Origin of the sequence: Caulobacter sp. (genome assembly GCF_965279145.1) — a bacterium.
GTDB lineage: Bacteria > Pseudomonadota > Alphaproteobacteria > Caulobacterales > Caulobacteraceae > Caulobacter.
In genome coordinates this window covers 2,738,951-2,760,897 of sequence record NZ_OZ257139.1, presented here as the reverse complement: position 1 = coordinate 2,760,897, position 21,947 = coordinate 2,738,951, and the positions used below count along the sequence as shown (strand labels likewise).

The window sequence follows — 21,947 nt, the reverse complement described above, 5'->3', positions numbered from 1 at the left end:
CCTCGCTTCAGGAGCCCCATGTCCCAGGCGCCCCGCGTCTTTGTCAGCGCTTCGGCCTCCGAGCCCTTCGCCGCCGCGCCGCTGTCGCGGTTGCTGGAGCCCCTGCGGGCGGCGACCTTCGAGGGCGGCTTCCTGCCCGGGATCAACAGCTTCGACTGGAGCAGGCTTTCGCCAGACGCCCGCATGGCCGGCCCCTTCATGTCGCCAGCCTGGCGCGAGACGGCGGCGGCGGGACGGTTCGAGAAGCTGGCCCTGACCTATAACGGCTTCGCCCGGCGGGTGGCGGCGACGCGCTATGCGGCGGGCCTGTTCATGCTCAGCCCGCCCGACGCGAACGGCCTGTGCTCGTTCGGCGTCACCACCGATTTCGCGCCCACGGCGCTGGAGCGCTGCGCGGTGAAGATCGCGGTGATCAATCCGTCCATGCCCCGCCTGGCCGGCGCGCCGACCGCGCCCATCGGCCTCTTCGACGAGGTGATCGAGCTCGACACGCCTCTGGTCGAATACGCCGTGCGGCCGCCCGGGCCGCTGGAGACCCGGATCATCGCCCACGTCGCGGCGCTGATCCCCGATGGCGCCGCCGTGCAGAGCGGTCTTGGCCGGCTGGGCGACGCCCTGTGGTCGGGGCTGGCGGGCAAGACGGGCCTTTCGATCCATAGCGGCATGATCTGCGATCCGGTGGCCGACCTGATTGAGCAGGGCGTCTTCAACCGCGTCACCGTAGGCAGCTTCCTGGGCTCGCGCGCCTTCTATGCGCGGGCGGCCGGCCTGCGCGGCGTGGTGATGGCCACCGCCCTCGAGACGCATGACGTGGAGCGCCTGGCGGCGATCCCGAACTTCGTGGCGGTCAATTCAGCCATCGAGGTCGATCTGCTGGGCCAGGTGAACGCCGAGTGGGTGGACGGTCAGGCCATCTCCGGCGCGGGCGGCCTGCCCGACTTCATCCGGGGCGCGCAACGGTCACGCGGCGGTCTGCCGATCATCGCCCTGGGGTCCAGCGCCAAGGGCGGCGCGATCAGCCGCATCGTTCCGCGCCTGACGGTCCCGCCCACCCTGCCGGCAAGCGACATCGGCCTCGTGGTCACCGAGCATGGCGCGGCGGATCTGCGCGGACTGGAGGGCGAGGCGCGGGCCATGGCCCTGATCGCGATCGCCGCGCCCGACCATCGCGCGGCCCTGCTTCAGGCCTGGCGCAGCGGCGCGCCGCTGGCCTGATCACATGTCGATGACGAAGCTGTCGTCATCGTCGTCATCGTCTTGCGCGGTGTCGACCACCGTCGGAACCAGGGCCGTGCGCTTGGCGCCGTGCAGATCGGCCTGAGCCAGGTCGGTCTCGCCCAGATCGGCCTCCCGCAGGTCGGCGAAGCGCAGATTGGCCTGCTCCAGGGCCGTGATCTTCTCGCGGTCGGCCTTGAAGGGCAGTGAGCTGAGCATGGCGCGGCGCAGGTCGGCCTGACCCAGGTTGGCGCCGCTGAAATTGGCCCCGCGCAGATCGGCCTCGCGCAGATTGACCCCGCGCAGGTCCGCGCCGTCCAGCTGGGCGCCCTGCAGGGAGATCCGTCCCAGGTTCATGCCGGCCAGGCAGGCGTTGCGGGCGCTGACGGCGGTCAGGAACGCGCCCGCCAGACTGCCCATCGGGCGCAGGTCCTCGCCGTCCAGCACGGCCGGCTCGCCGGACTTGCCGCCGGTGGTCACCCATTCGCGGTGCGCCGCCAGCCGGGCGAAGATCACCGCCCCGCGCGCCGTCGCGTCGGCCGACGGATCGCAGAGACAGCGGTCCATCACCGCGCCCATGGTCCGCGCCTGGGTCAGGTCGACGCGCGTGACCACCGCGTCGCTGAAATCGGCGCTTTCCAGATTGGCGCCGCGCACGTCGACATTGTCGATCATCGCGCCGCGCAGGCTGGCGTTCTTCAGATTGGCGCCGACCAGCTTGGCCCCGCGCATCGAGCATTCGGAGAAGTCGGCCGCCGCCGCCGAAACGTCGTCCAGGCGGGACCGGTCCAGCACCGCGCCCGAGACATTGGCGCCGTCCAGCTGGCCGGCGGCCACCTTGTGGCGCAGCACCGCGAACTTGGTGTCCTCGTCCGAGATCGCGATCCGCCCGGCCCGCAGGTCGGCCTGGGTCAGGTTGGCCAGCGACAGATTGGCCCCCTTCAGCCGCGCGCCGCGCAGGTCGGCCCGGATCAGGGACGCCCCGACGAAGCTGCTGCCCTGCAGGTCGGCGCCGAACAGGCAGGCCCGCGCCAGCCGCGCCCGGTCGAACTTGCACCGCACCAGGGTGCTGCCGGTCAGGTCGACATCGGCCAGGTCGCGACCCGAAAGGTCGACGTCCTCCATGATCGCGAAACGCAGCACCAGTCGCCGACCGCCCGGCTTGCGCGCCACGAACCATTCATGCGCGGCGACCATCAGGTCGGCCTCACGCTGGTTGACGCGAACACGCTCGGGTTGCTTGGCCGGCTTTAACGCCACGGAGTCGGCTCCTGTCGAGCGGCGAAGGCCGGTCTCGTCTGAGCGCCACGGTTAAGTTCAAAGGGTTTATTTTCAGTCGACCACCCGACATATCCGCGACAAATCCGCGCCCGCCGAGGTTACGCGGAATCAACTGGCGCGGGGACCGCCCGGGCTGGAAACATGGCGTCATGATTCTCGACGCCGAAAACGAGCCGCAGAAGAAGCGTCGCCCGCCGATCGGGGCGCGCATCAAGTCGCGTCGCAAGGCCCTGGGCCTGACCCTGCAGGAACTGGCGGATCGCTCGGGCCTGTCCAAGCCGTTCCTGTCGCAGGTCGAGCGCGACCTGACCACGCCGTCTCTGATGTCGATGCTGGGCCTGGCCAAGGGGCTGGAGGTCGAGGTCTCGTATTTCATGGAGATCCCCCAGGCCCGGGACATGGTGCGCCGGGCCGACGCGCCGCAGGAAATCGCGGTAGACTCGCCCGTCACCTATTTCGACCTGGCCTCGGCCCTGCCCGACCGCAAGCTGGACATCGTGCTGATGCGCATCCCGCCCGGCCACGTCTTTCCGGTCGACACCCGCAACGGCGAGCACTTCCGCTATGTGCTGGAGGGCGAGCTCTACGCCCGGGCCGGCGACATCCACACCGTGCTCAAGGCCGGCGACAGCATGCACTTCGACGCCCGCGCGCCGCACACCGTGGAAAACCGCACCGACCAGGAAGCGGTGCTGCTGTACGTGGGCACGCCCAGTGTTCTGCAGCGGGGGGATTAGAGAGCTCAAATTCGCTTGTCATCCCGGCCGCAGCGAAGCGGAGAGCCGGGACCCAGGGGCAGGTGCACTGCGGTTGCCCCTGGGTCCCGGATAGCCTCTGCGAGGCTTCCGGGATGACAAGATTTTGGGGGCTTTAGTGCAGACTACCCCTAGTCCTCCACATCCCCGATCGGCATCCCCGGCGGCGTCTCCGGCTTCAGCTTGGCCTCGCCCAGCACGCGGGTCAGGTCGTCGCCGTCCCGCAGCAGAGCCGCAAGACGCAGGTTCAGCGCCCGGTCCGAGGCGTCCGCCCCCGGCGCGGTCTTCAGCTTCGTCGCCAGCTCGGCCAGCTTCTGGTCGATCTCGGAGGCGGCCTGCGGCGAGCGCTTCACGTCGCGGGCGGCGGCGGCCAGGTCCAGCACCGTGCGCCAGCGCACGCGCCGGGCGATCTCGGCCTGACGCCCGGTGGCCGGGGCGAAGACCGTGGCTAGCAGGGTGTCGACCACCTCGCCCACGCCCGGCTGGGCGGGATCGCGGCGATGCTGGTCGACCAGCCGCGCCAAGCGGTCAGAAGCCAGCAACGTGTCCAGGGTGACGCCCGCCCCGACATCGGCGGCGACCAGCGGATCGAACACCGGCCCGCCCATGCCGCCGAACACCTCGATCACGTGCTGACGATCGGTCTCGCCCGACTGGCCGCCCGACAGCAGCGGGACCAGCTTTTCGGGCGTATCCAGCGCCGCCGGCGACAGGGTGGTCATCAGCGCGGCCAGGGCCGCGCGCTGGCGGTCGGGCGCGACCAGCGGCGCGACCTGTCCGGCGTCGCCCTTGACCGCATAGCTGAACTCGACGCCGCCCACCTGCTTGACCGCGGCCTCGACCTGATAGCGATGCAGTAGATAGATCGGCACATATTTGCGCTTCAGGGTCTCGACCGTCTCGCCGGTCTTCAGGGCGCCCAGGCCAAACTGGTCGAGGGCCGCGCGGCGCACGGTCATCATCCGCTTCAGCTCGGCCACCGAGTCCGCGCCGTCGTCCCACAGCGCGCCCCAGGGCTGGCCCGAGGCCGCGCCGCGCGAGTCGCCGTCGGTGATGTAGCGCAGCCGGCTCTGGGCCGCCTTGGCCGCCAACGCCTGCTTGCCCGCCGCCCCGGCAGGAACGTCGCCGTACAGCCAGTCGACTGTGAACCGGTCCCAGGCCCCGACGCCCACGCCATAGGCGTCGGACAGGTCGATCTTCCCATCGGTCAGTTTCACGCGCGGCGCGGGATAGTCCATCACCGAGGCGCGGTCCTGGGTAGAGGCGGCGAAATTGTGGGCGAAGCCCAAAGAGTGGCCAACCTCGTGGGCCGACAGCTGCCGCAGGCGCGCCAGGGCCACCTGCACCGGATCATTGGGACCGCCCTTGCCGTTCTGGTCGGCGCCGACCAGGCCTTCGAAGATCAGCATGTCCTGGCGCACCCGCAGCGCGCCCAGCAGCACCGAGCCCTTGAGGATCTCGCCCGTGCGCGGGTCAGACACCGACTGGCCGTAGGACCAGCCGCGCGTGGCCCGGTCCACCCAGTTGATGACGCTGTAGCGCACGTCCAGCGGATCGACGCCCTCGGGCAGAACCTCGACGCGATAGGCGTCCTTGTAGCCCGCCGCCTCGAAGGCCCTGGCCCACCACGAAGCCCCTTCGACCAGGGCGGTGCGGATCGGCTCGGGCGCGGCGCGGTCCACATAGAAGACGATCGGCTTCTTCACCGTCGAGACGGCGGCGGTCGGATCGGTCTTTTCCAGCCGGAAACGGCGCGCCCAGCGGTTGACGATGTCCTCGCCCAGCGGCGCGGCGTAGTCGAGCCCGACCACGCCCCAGGTTCCGGCGCGCGGATCAAAGGGGCGTGGGACGAAGCCCGGCTCGGGCAGCTTCACCAGCGAGTGGCGGATCACCAGGGTGATCAGCTTGGGATCGGGGGCGATGTTGCGGGTCTCGGGCCCGGGGGTGTCGGAGGTGAAGGTCTCGCGGGCCTCGAACTCGATATTCTCGGGGAACACCTTCACGGCCGAGGGGTCGGCGACGGACAGATCGGCAACCTGGCGGAAGCCCGCCTCGCCCGCCTGCTTGAGGGCGTCGGTCACGCCCATCACGTCGCGGGTCAGGAAGCTGGAAATATCCACCAGGATCCGGCCATCGGGCGTTTCGGACGCCACCGTCCCGGCCCAGACGGTCGAGACGGCGAAGGCCTCGCGGGCGGCGGTCTGTTCGGCGGCGGGCGCGCCGACGGCGGTGAACTTGGGGTTCTCGTACTCGGCGATGACCTTGGCGCCGATGCGGCGGAACACCAGGATCTGGGTGTCGCCGATCGCGGCGCGGTCCAGGCCCACGGGGGCCGAGCCCAGGCCGGTCTTAAGGGCCGTCAGATACAGGAAGCGGCCGCTGACCCCGTCGGCGTCGGGCTTGGGCAGGGACAGCAGGATCCGCCCCTTGGCCTTGTCGATGTGCACCGGCAGCAGGCCGTCCGACAGCGTGGTCCCGGCCAGGGCGGCATCCGAGGCGGAGACCGGGGGCTTGTCCTTGGGCGCGGCCAGGACGGGCGTCGCCGCCGACACAAGCAGAGCGGCCGCGAGCGCGGCGCGACTGACGGAACCCAGCATGAAGAACGCCCCAAAACTTGCCCGGCCGCGCGGGCGATTCCCGCGCGATTTCCGGCGGAGGCGACCCTCTCACCGGCCCTGGCCGAAGACCATAGGGGCGCGCGATTTTCCGCAACGGCGCCTAAAGGCGCGCCGCCCGCGGCGGGGCGGGCGTGGAGGGTCGCCCGGAAAAATCTCCGCCTTCTGATTGCGGAGGGGGCGGATTCGCGATCCGCCTGCGTCTTATAGAAGGAGCCGGCGTTTGATCGGCCGCGTGTTTAGTGGATGGGCGCCTTTCGATGACGAGACACAAAGCAATGGCCGGCGCGGCCCTGGCTCTGGTGATGGCCTTTGGCGGGATCGCTCACGCGGCCGCAGAGATCACGCCCCCGGAGAAGGCCTTCGCCCAACCGGTCGGCAGCGACTACTTCCTGGCCGACTACACCGCCTATGAAGCCTATCTGAAGACCCTGGCCGGCCAGTCGGACCGCATCAAGCTGGTCGACATCGGCAAGACCGAGGAAGGCCGCACCATGTGGACGGCGATCGTCTCGTCGCCCGCCAACCTGGCCAAGCTGGACCACTACAAGGACATCGCCCGGAAACTGGCCAAGGCGCAGGGCGTCGACAAGGCCGAGGCGACGAAGCTGGCCGCCGAGGGCAAGGCCGTAGTCTGGATCGACGCCGGCCTGCACGCCAGCGAGACCATCACCACCCAGGGCCAGATCCAGGTGCTTTACCGGATGCTGACCCAGACCGATCCGGAGACCCTGCGCCTGCTGGACGACGTGATCATCCTGTTCGGCCAGGACAATCCCGACGGCATGGAGATGATCTCCGACTGGTACATGCGCAATGAAGACCCGAAGAAGCGCGAGTTCGGCTCGCTGCCGCGCCTGTACCACAAGTATATCGGCCACGATAATAACCGCGACAGCTTCATGTCGTCGATGGCCGAGACCACCAACGTCAACAAGATGCTGTTTCGCGAGTGGTATCCGCAGATCGTCTACAACCAGCACCAGACCGGCCCCAACGGCATGGTGGTGTTCGTGCCGCCGTTCCGCGACCCGTTCAACTTCAACTACGACCCGTTGGTCATGACCGAGCTGCAGGAAGTCGGCATGGCCATGCACAGCCGGCTGGTGGCCGAGGACAAGAAGGGCTCGGGCGCCCGCAGCGCCGCCCCCTACTCGACCTGGCACAACGGCATGGAGCGGTCGGTCGCCTATTTCCACAACTCGATCGGCCTGCTGACCGAGATCATCGGCGGCCCCACCCCGACGACCGTCAATCTGGTGCCGGAACTGCAGCTGCCCGGCAACGACCGCCCGGCCCCCATCGCCCCGCGCGAATGGCATCTGCAGGACTCGCTGGACTACCAGTGGACCATGAACATGGCGGTGATCGACTATGCCGCCCGTAACCGGGAACGCCTGCTGTTCAACATCTGGAAGATGGGCGACAACAGCATCAAGCGCGGCAACCAGGACAGCTGGACCATCACCCCGACCCGCGTCGAGGAACTGGCCGCCGCCGGCAAGGGCAAGCCCGGTCCGGGCCGCGACGCCGTCGACCCGACCCTGTTCAAGACCGTGCTGCAGACGCCCGAGGAGCGCGACGCGCGCGGCTATATCATCCCGGCCGACCAGGCCGACATGCCGACCGTCACCGCCTTCCTCAACGCCCTGATCAAGACCGGCGTCGATGTCGACAAGGCCGACAAGCCCTTCACCGTCGCCGGCAAGACCTATCCGGCCGGCTCGTATGTGGTGAAGGCCGCCCAGGCCTATCGCCCGCACATCATGGACATGTTCGAGCCGCAGGATCACCCGCACGACCTGGAATATCCCGGCGGTCCGCCCAAGGCGCCCTATGACGTCACCGGCTACACCCTGGCCTATCAGATGGGGATCAAGTTCGACCGCGTGCTGGAGGGCTTCGACGCTCCCACCACCCGCGTGCCCGACCTGATCACCACCGCCCCCGGCGCCATCAAGGGCGCGGGCAAGGCCGGCTGGCTGATCAGCCACGAGACCAACGCCAGCTTCACCCTGACCAACCGCCTGCTGAAGGCCGGAGCCAAGGTGCAGTGGCTGAAGGACGGCGCCAAGGTCGGCAAGACCAGCTTCGGCGCGGGCGCGATCTGGGTCCCCGCCTCCCCCGCCGCCGCGACCGTGATCGCCCAAGGCGTCAAGGACCTGGGCGTCGACGCCTATGCCGTCGGGTCCAAGCCGGGCGGCGCGGCCCTGCCGCTGAAGCCGATCCGCGTGGGTCTGGTCGATGTCTATGGCGGCTCGATGCCGTCGGGCTGGAACCGCTGGATGTTCGAGAAGTTCGAGGCCCCCTTCACGGTGGTGTATCCCCAGCGCCTGGACGCCGGCGACCTGAACAAGGATTTCGACGTGCTGGTGTTCGCCGACGGCGTGGTGCCGGCTCCGGCCGACGGTCCGTTCAAGGCCGGTCGCGGCGGCGCACAGCCCACGCCTGAAGAGATCCCGGCCGAGTATCGGTCGTGGCTGGGCCGGGTGAGCGACGACAAGACCCTGCCCCAGCTGGCCGCGTTCGCGAAGGCCGGCGGCACCGTGGTGGCGATCGGCGCCTCCACCCGCCTGGCCACCGCCTTCGGTGCGCCGGTCGACGTGGCCACCGCCCGCACCGAGAACGGCGTGCTCAAGGCCCTGCCGAACAAGGAGCTCTACATCCCCGGCTCGGTGCTGCGCGCCAAGGTCGATAACCACCAGCCGCTGGCCTATGGCCTGCCGGCCGAGGTCGACGTGTTCTTCGACCGCAGCCCGACCTTCACCCTGAAGTCGGACGCCAAGGGCGTGTCGCGCGTCTCGTGGTTCGACACCGACAAGCCGCTGCGCAGCGGCTGGGCCGTGGGTCAGGACAAGCTGAAGGGCTCGACCGCGATCCTCGACATCGACGTGGGCAAGGGCAAGCTGTTCGCCATGGGCCCCGAGGTCACCCAGCGGGCGCAGTCGTACGGAACGTTCAAGTTCCTGTTCAACGGGCTGCTGTACGGACCGGCGATCGCGGCGACGCGGTAGTTCGCGCCACTCGCCCCCTCCTGGCTGCTGCGCAGCCGTCCTCCCCCGTAGGGGGAAGATGAGGTCGGCGCGCTTCATCTTCCCCCTACGGGGGAGGAGCGCGTCAGCGCGGAGGGGGCGAGTCTGCCGTCTAAATCCCCGCGCCCAGATCCAGGAACGCGCTGCCCGTCAGCCCGCGCGCCGGGCGTGGGGCCGCGCCCTGGCCCTCGGCGAAACGGGCGACCAGGCGGTCGATCTGCACGACGATCTCCGGCGTGGCGGTGATCTCCCACCAGGCGGGACGGGTCACGGGACCCAGGCCGAACAGCCACGACGACACCGCCCCGTCCGGCTGGACCAGAGCGCAGTCCTGGGTTTCCAGGCCCAGGCCCAGGGCGTCGGGCTGGGCCAGGCCGCGCACCTTGAGGTCCTCGATCAGCGGCAGGGCCAGCCGGCGCAGGTCGCTGGCCGGGCCGGTGCAGTTGATCACCCGCGCCGCCGTGAAGGTCCGCCGGCCGCCGCCGCGCGGGGCCAGGGTGACGGTCACGCGGTCGCCCTCGACAGCGTAGCCGCCCAGACGCGCGCCCTGGATCTCCAGCTGACCGCGCCGCGTCAGTTCGCCCAGGGCCGTGGCGATGCGCGGGGCGGTGCGGTGGCGATGGATGTCCCAGCGGGCCCGCAGGTGGCGCAGGAACTGACTACGCTGCCTGTGGCTCCAGCGGCTCCAGATTCCGCTGACGGCCGGACGCGCGGCGTCGAACACCCGCTGCCAGGGCACCCCCTGGGCGTCGGCGGCGGCCACCTCGGCCCGCACCCGGCGGCTGAGCGCCAGGGGCGAAGCGCCCAGCATGTCCTGCAGAAAGGGCGGCCAAGCCCCGCCCGCCTTGTGGCTGAGCGGCGCCAGCCCCCGGCGCGACACCGCCAGCATCGGCCCGGTGTGGCCCTCGTCGGTCAGCTTCAGCGCGACATCCACCATGGTCAGGCCCGTGCCGACCAGCAGGATTGGCGCGGCGGGGTCGAGGTCGGCGAAGGCGTCCGGCGCCCAGGGGTCGGGGGTGAACAGCGCGGTGTCGTAGAACCAGCCGTCGGGGCCACCGGGCGGCTGGGGCGGCAGATTGCCGATCGCCAGCACCACGGCGGCGGCCAGGACCGAGCGCCCATCCTCCAGCCGCACCCCGCGCCTGACCCCGGTCATGATCGCCGAGGCGCGCCCGCGCAGGGCGACAAAGCCGGGACCGTCGGAAACGGCGCGCGCCTCGTCCAGGCGCTCCTGCAGATAGGTCCCGAACACGGCGCGGGGCAGGAAGGCCGCGGCCAGGTCGCCGCCGCTTTCCTCCAGCGCTTCGACGGTCAGGTCGGGCCGCGCGGCCAGCCAGTCGATGAACGACGGCGTCAGGCCCAGCTCCATCCGGGTGGCCGGCACATTGAGCAGATGGCGCGGCGTGCAGGCGCCATAGGCCAGGCCCCGCCCCAGCCGTCGGCCGGACTCGACCACCACGACCCGCAGGTCGGGCCGGGCGCGGCTGAGCTTGAGGCCGAAGAGCGCGCCGCTGAGGCCGCCGCCGATCACGACAACCGTGGACTCTGGATCGCTCACGGCGCCTCACAAACTGACAGGGTACGATCCCTTTTACGCATCAGTTTGACCCCGCCGTCCAGCCCCGGCCTCTGGCGTTTTCGGAGCCCCGTCGGCGCCGTCGGGGGCCGACGGCTGACCGATGCGGTCACCGCGTGTTTCACCTGCAATGAAAGCGACACCGCGGAGAAACATTGGCGCCTTTATCGGAACACGGCCCTCGCCCAAATCCATTGCTCCGCCTTGCTTTCGCGACGCGCGCCGTGGCGGACCTGTCATAGTTTTCAAGCCATGAGACACGACGTTCAGACCTCGCAACCCGCCGTCGTCCTGCTGGTGGAAGATGACCGGGACCTGCGCCAGGAAATGGCCGGATACCTGGAGTCGCAGGGCTATGTGGTGCATCAGGCGCCCTCGGCCGTCGAGGCGCGTGAGCTGATCGACGCCCATCCGGTGGACGTGGCGGTGCTGGACGTCAACCTGCCCGGCGAGGACGGCCTTTCCCTGTGTCGTCGCCTGGCCGTCGATGGCGGTCCGGCCATCCTGATGCTCAGCGCCCTGGGCGATCCCGTCGACCGCATCCTGGGCCTGGAACTGGGCGCCGACGACTATGTGGTCAAGCCGATCCCGCCGCGCGAACTGCTGGCCCGGGTCAAGGCGTTGATGCGTCGCCGGGGCGCCGGCGCGCGGGGCGCCCGGCGCTCGTCCTACGCCTTCGCCGGCTTTCGCCTGGACCTGGCGGCCCGCCAGCTGACCGCGCCCAACGGGATGCTGCTGCTGCTGACCCGGGGCGAGCTGTCGATCCTGTCGACCCTGCTCGAGAACGCCCAGACGGTGGTGCCGCGCGAGGACCTGCTGCGCATCGTCAGGGGCGAGGAGCCCGAGGTGGTGGGACGCGGCGTGGATCTGCACATCAGCCGGCTTCGCCGCAAGATCGAGGCCCAGACCGACCAGGAGATCATCAAGACCTATCGGGGCGTGGGCTATGTGCTGGACGCCAGGGTGGTGGCGCAATGACCAGGACGGCCTCTCGCCCGTGGCGCTGGCCCGCGCGGCATCGGCTCAGCCCGCCGATCGCGGTCCAGATCGTGGCCCTGCTGCTGGGCGGGATCATCGTGGCCCAGCTGGTCACCCTGGCCCTGACCCTGCTGCTGCCGCCCACGCCGCCGCCCCGCCACAGCCTGGCCGACATCGCCGCCGGCCTGCGCGGCGCGCCGGTGGCCACCCAGGGCGCCAAGCCGCTGCTGCGCGCCGCCGACGACCAGCCGCCCAGCCTGGACAGCCCCGGCTGGTTCGTTTCCGAAGCCGCCCACGCCGATCTGGCGCGGATGCTGAACGCAGATCCCGATGACGTGCGCCTGCTGTTCTACGCCCCCCTGCCCTTCGCCGGCTCGCCGACCCGCGCCCTGACCAATCCCGAGGGCCAGAAGCCGCCCTCCCCCCGTCTGGGTCTGGGCCTGGGCCTGCTGGACGGTCTGCGCTCGGCCATCGCGCCGCCAGCCGCCGCCCAGACACCGCCCGCCTCGGCGACCGGAATGGTCCTGCCGCCGCCGGGCTTCCCCGCGCGGCCCGACGGCTCCGGCGCTCCGGACTTTCGGGGCGGGATGATGACGCCACCGCCGGGCGCGCGTCCGGGCGGCATGGTCATCCTGCGTCCCGGTTCAGGCGGCGGCCCGCCGCCGGTCTGGGCCTCGCGCTTCCCGCAGGCTCAGGCCCCGCGCGGAGCCCTCCAGGCGGGACAACGCCCCGCCCTGATGAGCGCGCCGGGTGACAGGGTCGTCTCACGTCCGGCCATGGTCATGCCCTTGCCCGGCCTGAACCGCGCCGCCGGCGACATGAGCGCGGCGCCCGCCGTCGGGCGTCTGTCGGGCCCGATCGGACCGATGCGCGCGTCCGCCGGCGGGTTCGGCGGCGGCGACGGGCTGGAGCGCGGCTTCGTCTATCGCTCGACCGCGATCATCAGCCCCACCACCACCGGCGCGAAGCCGATCCAGGGCTTTCACCCTGTCACGCGCGAGACCCGCAGCGACACCGTCGCCACGCCCGCGCCCCTGACCGTCAGGGCCGCGCCGACGCCCGAGCCTGCGATCACCCGCGCGCCCGTCCTGGCCGCGGCGGCGGCCGTCAAGGCGGCCATACCGAGCGCCGACCCGGGACGCCGGATCGCCGCGCCCAGCGCGCGCGGACTGTTTGGCCTGTCGCAGGCGCCCTATATCGAGGGCGACTTCATCGCCGCCTATCGCGTCGCGCCCGATCGCTGGGTGACCCTGCGCACCCAGCCGGAAGCCTTCCCCAGCGCCTGGCAGAAGCGGATGATGCTGTGGTTCGGCATCTCGTTCGCCATTGTCGCGCCGCTGGGCTGGATCTTCGCCCGCCGGCTGGCCGCGCCGCTGGGCGACTTCGCCCGAGCCGCCGAGCGCCTGGGCCGCGAGCCCACGGCCGAGGTGATGGCTCTGGAGGGTCCCGCCGAGGTGGGCCAGGCCGCCCGCGCCTTCAACCAGATGCAGGCCCGGCTGCGGCGCTATGTCGAGGACCGCAACGGCATGATCGGCGCCATCTCGCACGACCTGCGCACGCCGCTGGCGCGACTGCGGTTCCGCATCGAGCGGGCCTCGCCGGGCCTGCGCCGCGAGATGGCCCGGGACCTGGACCAGATGGAGGCGATGATCACCTCGGTCCTGACCTTCATGCGCGAAAACGCCGAGGCCGGCGATCGCCGGCGGGTGGACCTGCGTTCGATCATCGAATGCGCCGTCGACGACGCCGAGGTGGTGGGGGCCGATGTAAGCCTGGAACCGGGCGGACCGGCCGAGGTCGAGGTCGACGTTCTGAGCGTCCAGCGGGTGTTCGCCAACCTGATCGACAACGCCGTCAAATATGGCGACCAGGCCCAGGTGCGGCTGTTCCGCGACCGCAACGAGATCGTCGCCGAGGTCAGCGACAGGGGGCCGGGCCTGGCCGACACCGAGCTGGACCGGGTGTTCCTGCCCTTCTACCGCAGCGCCGAGGCGCGCAACTCGACCCGGCAGGGCGTCGGGCTGGGGCTATCCACCTCGCGCTCAACCATCCGCGCACATGGCGGCGACATCCGCCTGCGCCGGGGCCAGACGGGGCTGGTGGCGGAGGTGCGGTTGCCGATGGCGCGGGTGGCGTCTTGATCTCCGCTCATCCCCGCGAAGGCGGGGACCTAAGCTGAGCAAACCAAGGACGTGTTGGATACTCTGCTTGGGTCCCCGCCTTCGCGGGGAAGAGCGGGTTTAGGCCGGTCAGACCAGCGCGGCCTGCGCCTTTGGCGCCCGCACGAACGGCTCCGCCGGGCAGTGCTGGGCCAGGAACTCGCCATGGCTGGGCAGGCCGGCCGCCTGGGCTTTGAGGATCGGCGCCGACTGGTCGAGGGTCTGGGAAATCACCGCATAGGGCACGGTGTCGACCAGCTGCTGATAGCGGCGGGGGCGCACGCCCATGCCTTCCATGACCGACTGCCAGCTGGGCGCGCGGAACATGTCGTCGATCCCGTCCGGCAGCGCCGCCGAGGCGCGGAAGAGCTCGATGCGCGCCTTGAGGCTGTCGGGCAGCGCAACGGCGCGGGCCTCGCGCCAGAACGGCGTGTCGTCGCGCTGGCTGGTGCAGTAGTGCAGCACGATGAAGTCGCGGATCTCTTCATAGTCGCCGGCCATGCGGCGATTGTATTCAGCCGCCAGGGCCGGATCAAAATCCCGGTCCGGGAAGAAGCGCAGCAGGAAGTCCATGCCCCGATAGATCAGGTGCAGGGCGGTGGATTCCAGCGGTTCGATGAAGCCGCCCGCCAGGCCGATGGCGACGCAGTTCCCGCTCCAGAAGCGCTGACGCATGCCGGTCTTGAACGGGATGATCGTCGGCCCCAGCAGCACATCGCCCTCGACCTGGCTGAGCAGGGTCGAGACGGCCTCGTCGTCGCTGAGATGGCGGCTGCTGAACGCGTAGCCGTTGCCGGCGCGGTGCTGCAGCGGGATGCGCCAGCGCCAGCCGGCATCCTGCGCCTGGGACAGGGTGTAGGGATGCGGATCGCCGACGTTCTCGGTCTGGGCCGCGACCGCGCGATCGCACAGCAGCATGTCCGACCAGTCGACGAAGGCCTCGCCCAGGGTCTGGCCCACCAGCAGCGAGCGAAAGCCCGAGCAGTCGATGAACAGGTCGCCCGACACCTCGCGGGCGTCCTTCATGATCACCTTGTCGACGAAGCCGTCGGGCCGGGTGACCACATCGGTGACGATCCCCTCGGTGCGGACCACGCCCCGCGCCTCGGCGAAGTCGCGCAGGTATTTGGCCACCAGCTTGGCGTCGATATGCAGGGCGTAGCTGGCGCCGCTGAGCAGGGTGCGCTGGGCCCTGGCCGGCGGGATGAACTTGCCCTGATCGGCCATCGCCGTGGCGGGTGCGAAATCCTGCAGGTTGGAGGGATGGCCATTGGCCTTGGCGCGCAGCCAGCACTGATAGAACTCGTGCCGCCCGATCGGCCCGCCGATCTGGCCGAACGGGTGATAATAGGCCTGCCCTTTCTGGCGCCAGTTCTCGAAGCGGATCGCCAGCTTGAAACTGGCTTGCGTCTTCTGGATGAAGTCCTGCTCGTCGATGCCCAGGCTATGGATCAGCTGCAGGAACGGCGGGATGGTGGACTCGCCCACGCCGATCGTGCCGATCTCCTCGGACTCGATCAGCTCGATCGCCACGCCGGTCTTGTGGAAATAGTGGCTGGCCATGGCCGCGCAGATCCAGCCGGCGCTGCCGCCGCCGACGATCACGACCTTGCGGATGCCGTTGGGATTGGTGTCCGTGCTCATTCTATCCCAGCCTTGTTCTATTTTGTCACGCTCCCGGCGGGGCATCGCGACTTGGAGAAAATTCAACCAAATCCATTCTCCCCGGCGCAGGCCGGGGCCCAGATTCAGCCTGAGCGTCTGGGGATGACGCGCCCTCCGCCTGAGCCAAGAGCGCCTGCCTCCATAGGTTCGATCTGGGCCCCGGCCTTCGCCGGGGAGAACGGAGGAGAAGAAGGCCGCGCATATTGCTCGATGAAGGCCCCATGCGAGGGCGCGGCGGCGACCGCGTCTCTGACCGCCTTGCGCATCTCGGTCAGGCCCCGCTTCAGCGGCTCTACGTCCACCCCGTCCAGGCTGGGATCCCAGGTCCTGGGCAGGATGTCGAAGCCCGTATAGATGGCCAGCCAGCTGGCCGGCTGGAACATCTCCCAGCGATAGCGGATGAAGTGGCCGCGCTCGCGGAACAACTCGATCTTGTGCTTGAGGGTGTCGGGGATCTCGACCGCCGCGCAGTCGCGCCAGAAGGCCGTGTCGCCCCGCTGGTTGGCCTTGTAGTGCAGGATGATGAAGTCGCGCACGCGCTCCATCTCCAGTTTCGACATGTCGTTGAACTCGTCGATCACGGCCGGGTTAAAGTCGCGGTCCGGGAACAGCTGCTTGATCTTCTCGATGCCCGTTTCGATCAGGGCGATGCTGGTGCTTTCCAGCGGTTCCAGGAAGCCGGAGGCCAGGCCCAGGGCAATGCAGTTCCTGTTCCAGGCCTTGCGGCGACGGCCCGGAACGAAGCGGATCTGGCGCGGCGCGTGCAGCAGAGGGTCGGGCACGGCGCCGGTCAGTTCGGCCAGGGCGTCGTCGTCGCTGATGTGTCGGCTGGAATAGACATAGCCGTTGCCGTAGCGGTGCTGCAGCGGGATCCGCCAGCGCCAGCCGGCGGTCTGGGCCGTGACATCGGTATAAGGCGGCGGCTCGCCGACACCCTCGCTCTGCACGGCCAGGGCGCGGTCGCACAGCAGCCATTGCGACCAGTCCTCATACCCCGTTTGCAGCGCCTCCTCGATCAGCAGGCCGCGAAAGCCCGAGCAGTCGATGAAGAGATCGCCCTCGACCGTGGAGCCGTTGTCCAGGTCGACCGAGGTGATGAAGCCGTCGTCGGGACGCAGATTGACCTTGGTGATCCGCGCGTCGAGGCGCGAGACCCCGGCCGCCTCGGCGACCTGGCGCATCAGCCCGGCGAACAGGCTGGCGTCGAAATGCAGGGCCCAGTCGAACACCGACAGGCTGGACGGCGGATTGCGCGACGGCAGGGTGAACTTGCCGCCCCGGGCCAGCGACGCGCCCAGCGAATACTCGCCGATCGGCGCGGTGTCGCCCAGGGCCTTCAGTCGCAGCCAGTAGTTATGGAACGGCACGCCCTTCAGGTCCTGGCCGAACAGGCCGAAGGGATGGATGAATGATGAGCCGGGTTTCAGCCAGTCGTTGAAGCGGATGCCCAGCTTGCAGGTGGCCTGGGTGGCCCGCATCACGTCCAGGTCGGTCAGGCCCAGGTTCTGGTAGAAATTGCGGATGGTCGGGATGGTCGCCTCGCCCACGCCGACCGTGCCGATCTCGGAGCTTTCGATCAGGGTGATCTTCAGGGGCGAACCCTTGAAATGGCGCTGCAGACTGGCCGCCGCCATCCAGCCGGCCGTGCCGCCGCCCACGATGACGACGCTGCGGATGCGGTTGTCGTGCGAGGTGTCTTGCATGCCGGCTCCCAAACACCCCCGAAGCTCTTTCGGCTCCTGCGTCGCCAACGTCAGCGCGCCCGTCTCGGGGTCAATGCTAGCCCCACCGCGCGAAAAAAGAAGCCGCTGTGACGGGGGGTCACAGCGGCCCGCAGAGAGGGGGTCAGGTCTTAGAACTTCGCGCGAACGCCCACGGTGTATCGGGCTTCGAACTCGTTCTGGTTGGCGTACTGAGTCTTACCTTGCGCGAACTTCACGTAGTAATTCTCGATCTCGCCGGTCACGTTGGAGCCGTTGGCATAGATGGTGACGTTGTCGCGCACGTCGTAGCTGACGTTGACGTCAACATAGCCGGTGGCCTTCTGGAAGATCGGCAGGTTGTCGCCCGAGCTTCCCGTCACGCTGGACAGGCGATCGGTCCGATAGTTGTAGGCCAAACGGGCCTGGAACTTGTCGTCCTGATACCAGCCGATCAGATTGTACTGCTGCTTGGAGTTATCGGTGAACGGCAGCTTCTTGCCGTCGAGGCCGAGACGCGATTCCGAGCTGGGCGAGTAGGTATAGTTGGCGTCGATGCCGAAGTTGGAGAAGAAGCCGCCGTCGGTCAGAAGATCGCTGAACGCCAGCTTTGTACCGATTTCGACGCCCTTGACCGAACCGCCGTCGCCCTGGATCGGCTGGGTGACATTGACCGTACGCGGCGTGCCGTCCTCATCCTTGAACGTGCCCGTGGTCGTGCCGTTGGTCACGAAGCTGTCGATCTTAAGCTTGAAGGCCGAGAGGCTGACCATACTGGCCCGGCCGACATAGTATTCCACCGCGCCGTCGAAGTTGCTCGAGCGCCAGGGATCCAGGTTGGGGTTGCCCGACGAACTGGCGCCCGTCACGCAGCGGCCCGGCTTGGTGCCGCAGTCGGCGGTGGAGATGCTGAGACCGCCGCCGTAATTGCCCAGGTCCAGCGGCTGCATGGTCTTGCTGTAGGCGAAGCGGAACTTCAGATTGTCGTTGAAGTCATAGATCGCGTTCAGCGACGGCAGCCAGTCGGTGTACTTGCGGTTGGAGACCGTGTCGCCGACGTCCAGGTTGGTGTCGCCGTAGTTCTGGGTGGCGCCGGTCAGGTTCTGCTTCACCAGAAGATGCGTCTGGATGACGTGCAGGCCCAGATTACCCGACAGCTTGCCGGCCGCGAAGTTGAGGACGCCGTAGGCGCTCTGCTCCTTCAGAGTCACGTCATAGGTCTGGCCAGGGATCTGATAGCGAACGGCCGCGCCGAACACCTTCTTCTGGAAGGCGGCGACGTTGTCGAAGTCGTGCGGATCAACGACCCAGAAGCCCGGAATGCCTTGGGTGATGCCACCCAGGTTGGTCTGGAAGATGACGTTGTTATAGGCGTCGATCTTGGTCGGACGATTGACGGTGTAGCCCTGGAAGATCGGCGCGCCGCCGGCCGGGTTGGGCACGAATTCGCCCGCCTGGCACTGGTCCTGGTTCATCACGACGTCGATGGCTTTCCACTGGGCGTAACACCCGGCGGCCGGCACCGGCAGGCCGTTGGCCTGAACCGCGCCCGGTGTGCCGCCGTAGAACGGCGAGAACAGGTGGAACTGCTCGACATTGACCGTGCGATCGCTCTGGCGGACGCCGATGTCGACCTTGGTGATGAAGCCTAGGAAATCATCCTCGAAATCATAGTGCCCTTCGGCTCGGAACACGTTCATGTCCGAGTTGATCTCGTTATTGCCTTCCGAGGAGAACGCCGCGATCGCGTAGCTGTCCTTGTTGGCCATATAGTCCTTGAGCGACTTGCCCGCGCCCAGGCCGCCGGCCAGGGGACGGTCGAACCCGCTCCAGATCGCCTTGTCGCCGCTGATATTGTAGTGCAGCTGCGGATTGGCGCCGTAGCCTTGCGGGTTGGGGTTCAGGTAACAGCCGCCGGCGCTGCCGACGACGGCGTTGCTGCGCTGCGCGGCCGGATACTTGGAACAGATCGACGCCGGATAGAACGGACCGCGCGTGCGGTCGGCGGGATCGCGGAACAGATTGAAACGACCTGGGCCGTACTGCCAGTTGCTCAGGTCACCCTGGGCCTGGCCGTTCATGCTCAGGCGATCGCCGTTGGCGCGGATGGCCCGCACCTCGCTGGTGAATGGCCCGCCGTTGTCATACTTCAGTTCGAGGTTGTAGTTCTTGGTCGTCGACTTGGTGGTGCGGTTGACCGAGAAGGTGTTCACCCACCAGGCGTCGATGTCGTACTCGTCGACGGCCAGCCACGGGCGGCCGTTGCCGGAGCTTTTCTGGCCGGTGGCTTCCGACGCGGTGGGCTGGGTCCAGACGCCGAAGGCGCCGCCGTCCCAGCGGTTGGAGATATTGATGCCCGACGCGCGATTGTATTCGTCAAGCTTGGCGTAGAAGCCTTCCGCGATCAGGGTGAAGCCTTCGCCCAAGTCCGCCTCGAAGGCGACATTGACGCCCAGACGCTTGCGCTCGACGACGCGGTTGAAGCTTTCAAAGCCGTGCGGCGAGATGAAGTTGTTGGCGGCCGAACCGCCCCAGTCGTTGTTGCCCGACAGGCCGACAACGCCGGAGGAGTTGTTGCCCAGGTTCGACTCGCTGCCGGCCACCGAGGCCAGGATGCCCACGCGATCATTGCGCCAGCTGACCAGGGCGTTGGCGACGTAGTCGTTTTCCTTGGTGCGCTCGCCCGTCTGACCTTCCAGGCCGCCCGCGATCTGCAGGCCCTTCGCCATCTGGAACGGACGGCGGGTGCGCAGGTCGATCGTGCCGGTGATGCCCGACAGCGCGTTCTTGGCGTCGGTCGACTTGTAGACCAGCACCTGGTTCATCAGCTGCGAGGGCACGTCGAGCAGGTTCGGCTGGGCCGAGCCCATGTTGCCCGCGCTGAGATACTGCTCGCCGTTCAGCAGGGTGATGACCTGGGCCAGACCGCGGATGTTGACCGTCGAGCCTTCACCCGCGTCGCGCTTGATCTGAATGCCCGGAATGCGCTGGAGCGAGTCGGCGATGGTGACGTCGGGCAGCTTGCCGATGTCTTCGGCCGAGATGGCGTCGACGATCGAGACTTCCTTGCGCTTGACGTCGACCGACCTGATCTGGGATCCGCGAACCCCGGTGACCACCACCTCTTCGACGGCGTCCGCTGCGGCTGTTTGGGCGAATGCGCTGGTGGTCAGGGCCACCTGGGAGGCGCCGGCCAGAAGGGCCACCGCCAGGCCGCGCGTCAGCACGGCTGTCCTACGTTGATTGGTCAAATTCCTCGCTCCCCAACTAGATGTTTTTCTTTGATCGTTCGCCCCGTTCCCGGGCGCGCCGTCTACGCGACGCGTTCCAGAACCGATTGAGCGCCTTTTGGCCCGGCGAACCGTTGTCCGCGTTGTCCGTTCTTGACGGCGACCCCCAGCGCCCGGGCTGACGATTCCGGCCCAACGCCGTTATCGGTTGGCGTCAACATCATCAAATGTCCCGACCAAGTCAACCAAAATGTCAACGTTGTCATTCTTGCGGCGCAAGGCGTTTTTCAGTGCGAAGACCTAGTCCCGCCAAGGCCAGTCCGAACGGAAAGACATATCTGGTGGCGCATAAATCCTCGGATTTCCAACAGCTTCCTGATTCCGCGAGGCGACTCTGGCGACGAAGGGTCAGGATACCCGGCGATGACAGCGGTTTCCCAGGATCGCCCAAGCTCGTCCCACACCACCCCCGATCACCCGGAACGCCCCGAAATCCAGACCGATTGATGCCAATTCATGTCCTCAAAATGTCCTGCAATATGACCCGAAATGACTTCAATTTGTCCTTATGCATGACAACGTGGACAGCCTGGGTTATGACTTGCATGACGCGTCGCCTTGCCCCCGCCACCTTCACCGTGGTGGAGTCCGGCCACCAAGAACGCGAAACCGGGTGCAGGAACGCAATGGCGACGATTCACGATGTGGCCGCGCGGGCGGATGTCTCGCCCAAGACGGTCTCTCGCGTGCTCAACGATCATGAGAGCGTCAGCGCCAAGACGCGGGACCGCGTTCGCGCGGCCATGCATGAGCTGGGCTATCAGCCCAGCGCCGTGGCGCGCAGCCTGCGCTCGCAGACCTCGTCCTCGGTCGGGGTGCTGATGGGTGATCCCAGCGGCGGTTATCACACCAAGGTCCACCACGCCCTGCTGCTGGCCTGCGTCGAGACCGGCCGCCACCTGACGGTCGACCTGTTCGACGGCCCGGTCGCCGGCTGGCAGGACCGCATCCGCGCCTTCGTCGCCGACGGCGGCGTGCGCGAGATGATCCTGCTGCCGCCCGAGTGCGACTTTGGTCCGCTGAAGGAGCTGATGCGCGAACTGGAAGTCCGCTGCGTGCTGATCTCGCCGACCAGCCCCGACCCCTACTTTCCCGCCATCGCGATGGACGACCGCGCCGCCGCCCGCGAGGTGGTCGAGCACCTGTTTTCCCTGGGGCACACCCGGATCGGTCACATCTCGGGCCATCCCGACCACGCCGCCAGCACCCATCGCCGCAACGGTTTCTTCGAGGCCTATGCCGCCCGAGGCCTGCCGCGCCCGGCGCCGGAACTGATCGCCGACGGCGAGTTCACCTTCAAGACGGGCATCGAGGCGGCCAGGACCCTGCTCGAGATCGACGAGCCGCCCACCGCCATCTTCGCCGCCAATGACGACATGGCCGCCGCCACCTGCATGGAAGCCCAGCGCCGCGGCCTGCGGATTCCGGACGACATCTCGGTGGTCGGCTTCGACGACGCGCCGATCGCCGGGGTGATCTGGCCGACCCTGACCACCATCCGCCAGCCTTTTGAACAGATGGCGCTGCGGGCCCTGCAGACCTTCAGCGCCTGGAACGCCAACGACGCCGCCGGCAAGGCCGCCGCGCCGTTCCTGGCCCAGCACAGTCTGGTCGTGCGCGAGTCGACCGGACCCGTGCGCGGCGACGGACCGCCGAAGCGCAAGACCTGACCCCCTTCGCC

General features: G+C 68.5%; 11 protein-coding genes and 2 pseudogenes. 7 read left to right on the top strand and 6 right to left on the bottom strand.

Annotation, left to right across the window (positions count from 1 at the left end; translation table 11 throughout):
• Positions 1-18: 18 nt before the first annotated feature.
• The gene (locus ACQY9P_RS12905; RefSeq protein ID WP_421738873.1) at positions 19-1,215 is read left to right on the top strand and encodes an acetyl-CoA hydrolase/transferase family protein; all 1,197 of its coding nucleotides are present in this window, start codon (positions 19-21) and stop codon (positions 1,213-1,215) included.
• Here the strand turns inward: ACQY9P_RS12905 and ACQY9P_RS12900 are convergent, their stop codons facing one another.
• Positions 1,216-2,475: a pentapeptide repeat-containing protein gene (locus ACQY9P_RS12900; protein ID WP_421738874.1), complete on the bottom strand. Its 1,260-nt coding sequence runs from the start codon at positions 2,473-2,475 to the stop codon at positions 1,216-1,218.
• A 170-nt stretch (positions 2,476-2,645) separates the two neighbouring features.
• Between ACQY9P_RS12900 and ACQY9P_RS12895 the strand changes: the two genes are divergently transcribed.
• Entirely contained in the window at positions 2,646-3,233 is a 588-nt protein-coding gene (locus ACQY9P_RS12895; protein WP_421738875.1) for a helix-turn-helix domain-containing protein, read from the top strand.
• Positions 3,211-3,324 (top strand): annotated as a pseudogene (locus ACQY9P_RS12890) (hypothetical protein); the annotation flags it as partial. The gene ACQY9P_RS12895 and the pseudogene ACQY9P_RS12890, both read left to right, overlap by 23 nt.
• A gap of 58 nt (positions 3,325-3,382) precedes the next feature.
• Here the strand turns inward: ACQY9P_RS12890 and ACQY9P_RS12885 are convergent.
• Complete coding sequence (locus ACQY9P_RS12885) at positions 3,383-5,848, bottom strand: zinc-dependent metalloprotease (protein WP_421738876.1); 2,466 nt, start codon at positions 5,846-5,848, stop codon at positions 3,383-3,385.
• 187 nt (positions 5,849-6,035) lie between these two features.
• Here ACQY9P_RS12885 and ACQY9P_RS12880 point away from each other — a divergent pair.
• Positions 6,036-8,880 (top strand): annotated as a pseudogene (locus ACQY9P_RS12880) (M14 family metallopeptidase).
• 130 nt (positions 8,881-9,010) lie between these two features.
• Here the strand turns inward: ACQY9P_RS12880 and ACQY9P_RS12875 are convergent.
• Entirely contained in the window at positions 9,011-10,456 is a 1,446-nt protein-coding gene (locus tag ACQY9P_RS12875) for an FAD/NAD(P)-binding protein (RefSeq protein ID WP_421738877.1), read from the bottom strand.
• 270 nt (positions 10,457-10,726) lie between these two features.
• On the opposite strand from ACQY9P_RS12875, the gene ACQY9P_RS12870 reads away from it, so the two are divergent.
• The gene (locus ACQY9P_RS12870) at positions 10,727-11,452 is read left to right on the top strand and encodes a response regulator transcription factor (protein WP_421738878.1); all 726 of its coding nucleotides are present in this window, start codon (positions 10,727-10,729) and stop codon (positions 11,450-11,452) included.
• The gene (locus ACQY9P_RS12865; RefSeq protein ID WP_421738879.1) at positions 11,449-13,593 is read left to right on the top strand and encodes an ATP-binding protein; all 2,145 of its coding nucleotides are present in this window, start codon (positions 11,449-11,451) and stop codon (positions 13,591-13,593) included. The genes ACQY9P_RS12870 and ACQY9P_RS12865 overlap by 4 nt, the downstream gene beginning before the upstream one ends.
• 108 nt (positions 13,594-13,701) lie before the next feature.
• Here ACQY9P_RS12865 and ACQY9P_RS12860 read toward each other — a convergent pair whose 3' ends face one another.
• From ACQY9P_RS12860 to ACQY9P_RS12850, 3 genes are all read right to left on the bottom strand, one after another.
• Positions 13,702-15,255 (bottom strand): tryptophan halogenase family protein, encoded by a 1,554-nt coding sequence (locus ACQY9P_RS12860; protein WP_421738880.1) that lies wholly within the window; start codon positions 15,253-15,255, stop codon positions 13,702-13,704.
• A gap of 104 nt (positions 15,256-15,359) precedes the next feature.
• The gene (locus ACQY9P_RS12855; RefSeq protein ID WP_421738881.1) at positions 15,360-16,979 is read right to left on the bottom strand and encodes a tryptophan halogenase family protein; all 1,620 of its coding nucleotides are present in this window, start codon (positions 16,977-16,979) and stop codon (positions 15,360-15,362) included.
• A 149-nt stretch (positions 16,980-17,128) separates the two neighbouring features.
• Positions 17,129-20,227 carry a TonB-dependent receptor gene (locus ACQY9P_RS12850; protein WP_421738882.1) on the bottom strand — a complete coding sequence of 1,033 codons (3,099 nt, stop codon included), beginning with the start codon at positions 20,225-20,227 and terminating at the stop codon, positions 17,129-17,131.
• 665 nt (positions 20,228-20,892) lie between these two features.
• On the opposite strand from ACQY9P_RS12850, the gene ACQY9P_RS12845 reads away from it, so the two are divergent.
• Positions 20,893-21,936, top strand: coding sequence for a LacI family DNA-binding transcriptional regulator (locus ACQY9P_RS12845; RefSeq protein ID WP_421738883.1), 1,044 nt, complete (start codon positions 20,893-20,895; stop codon positions 21,934-21,936).
• Positions 21,937-21,947 lie beyond the last annotated feature (11 nt).

What these genes read in the sequence shown, in the direction of transcription:
- ACQY9P_RS12905 (WP_421738873.1), top strand. Translation starts at nt 19, where the DNA reads ATGTCCCAGGCGCCCCGCGTCTTTGTCAGCGCTTCGGCCTCCGAGCCC.
- ACQY9P_RS12895 (WP_421738875.1), top strand. Translation starts at nt 2,646, where the DNA reads ATGATTCTCGACGCCGAAAACGAGCCGCAGAAGAAGCGTCGCCCGCCG.
- ACQY9P_RS12885 (WP_421738876.1), bottom strand. Translation starts at nt 5,848, where the DNA reads ATGCTGGGTTCCGTCAGTCGCGCCGCGCTCGCGGCCGCTCTGCTTGTG.
- ACQY9P_RS12870 (WP_421738878.1), top strand. Translation starts at nt 10,727, where the DNA reads ATGAGACACGACGTTCAGACCTCGCAACCCGCCGTCGTCCTGCTGGTG.
- ACQY9P_RS12865 (WP_421738879.1), top strand. Translation starts at nt 11,449, where the DNA reads ATGACCAGGACGGCCTCTCGCCCGTGGCGCTGGCCCGCGCGGCATCGG.
- ACQY9P_RS12860 (WP_421738880.1), bottom strand. Translation starts at nt 15,255, where the DNA reads ATGAGCACGGACACCAATCCCAACGGCATCCGCAAGGTCGTGATCGTC.
- ACQY9P_RS12855 (WP_421738881.1), bottom strand. Translation starts at nt 16,979, where the DNA reads ATGCAAGACACCTCGCACGACAACCGCATCCGCAGCGTCGTCATCGTG.
- ACQY9P_RS12845 (WP_421738883.1), top strand. Translation starts at nt 20,893, where the DNA reads ATGGCGACGATTCACGATGTGGCCGCGCGGGCGGATGTCTCGCCCAAG.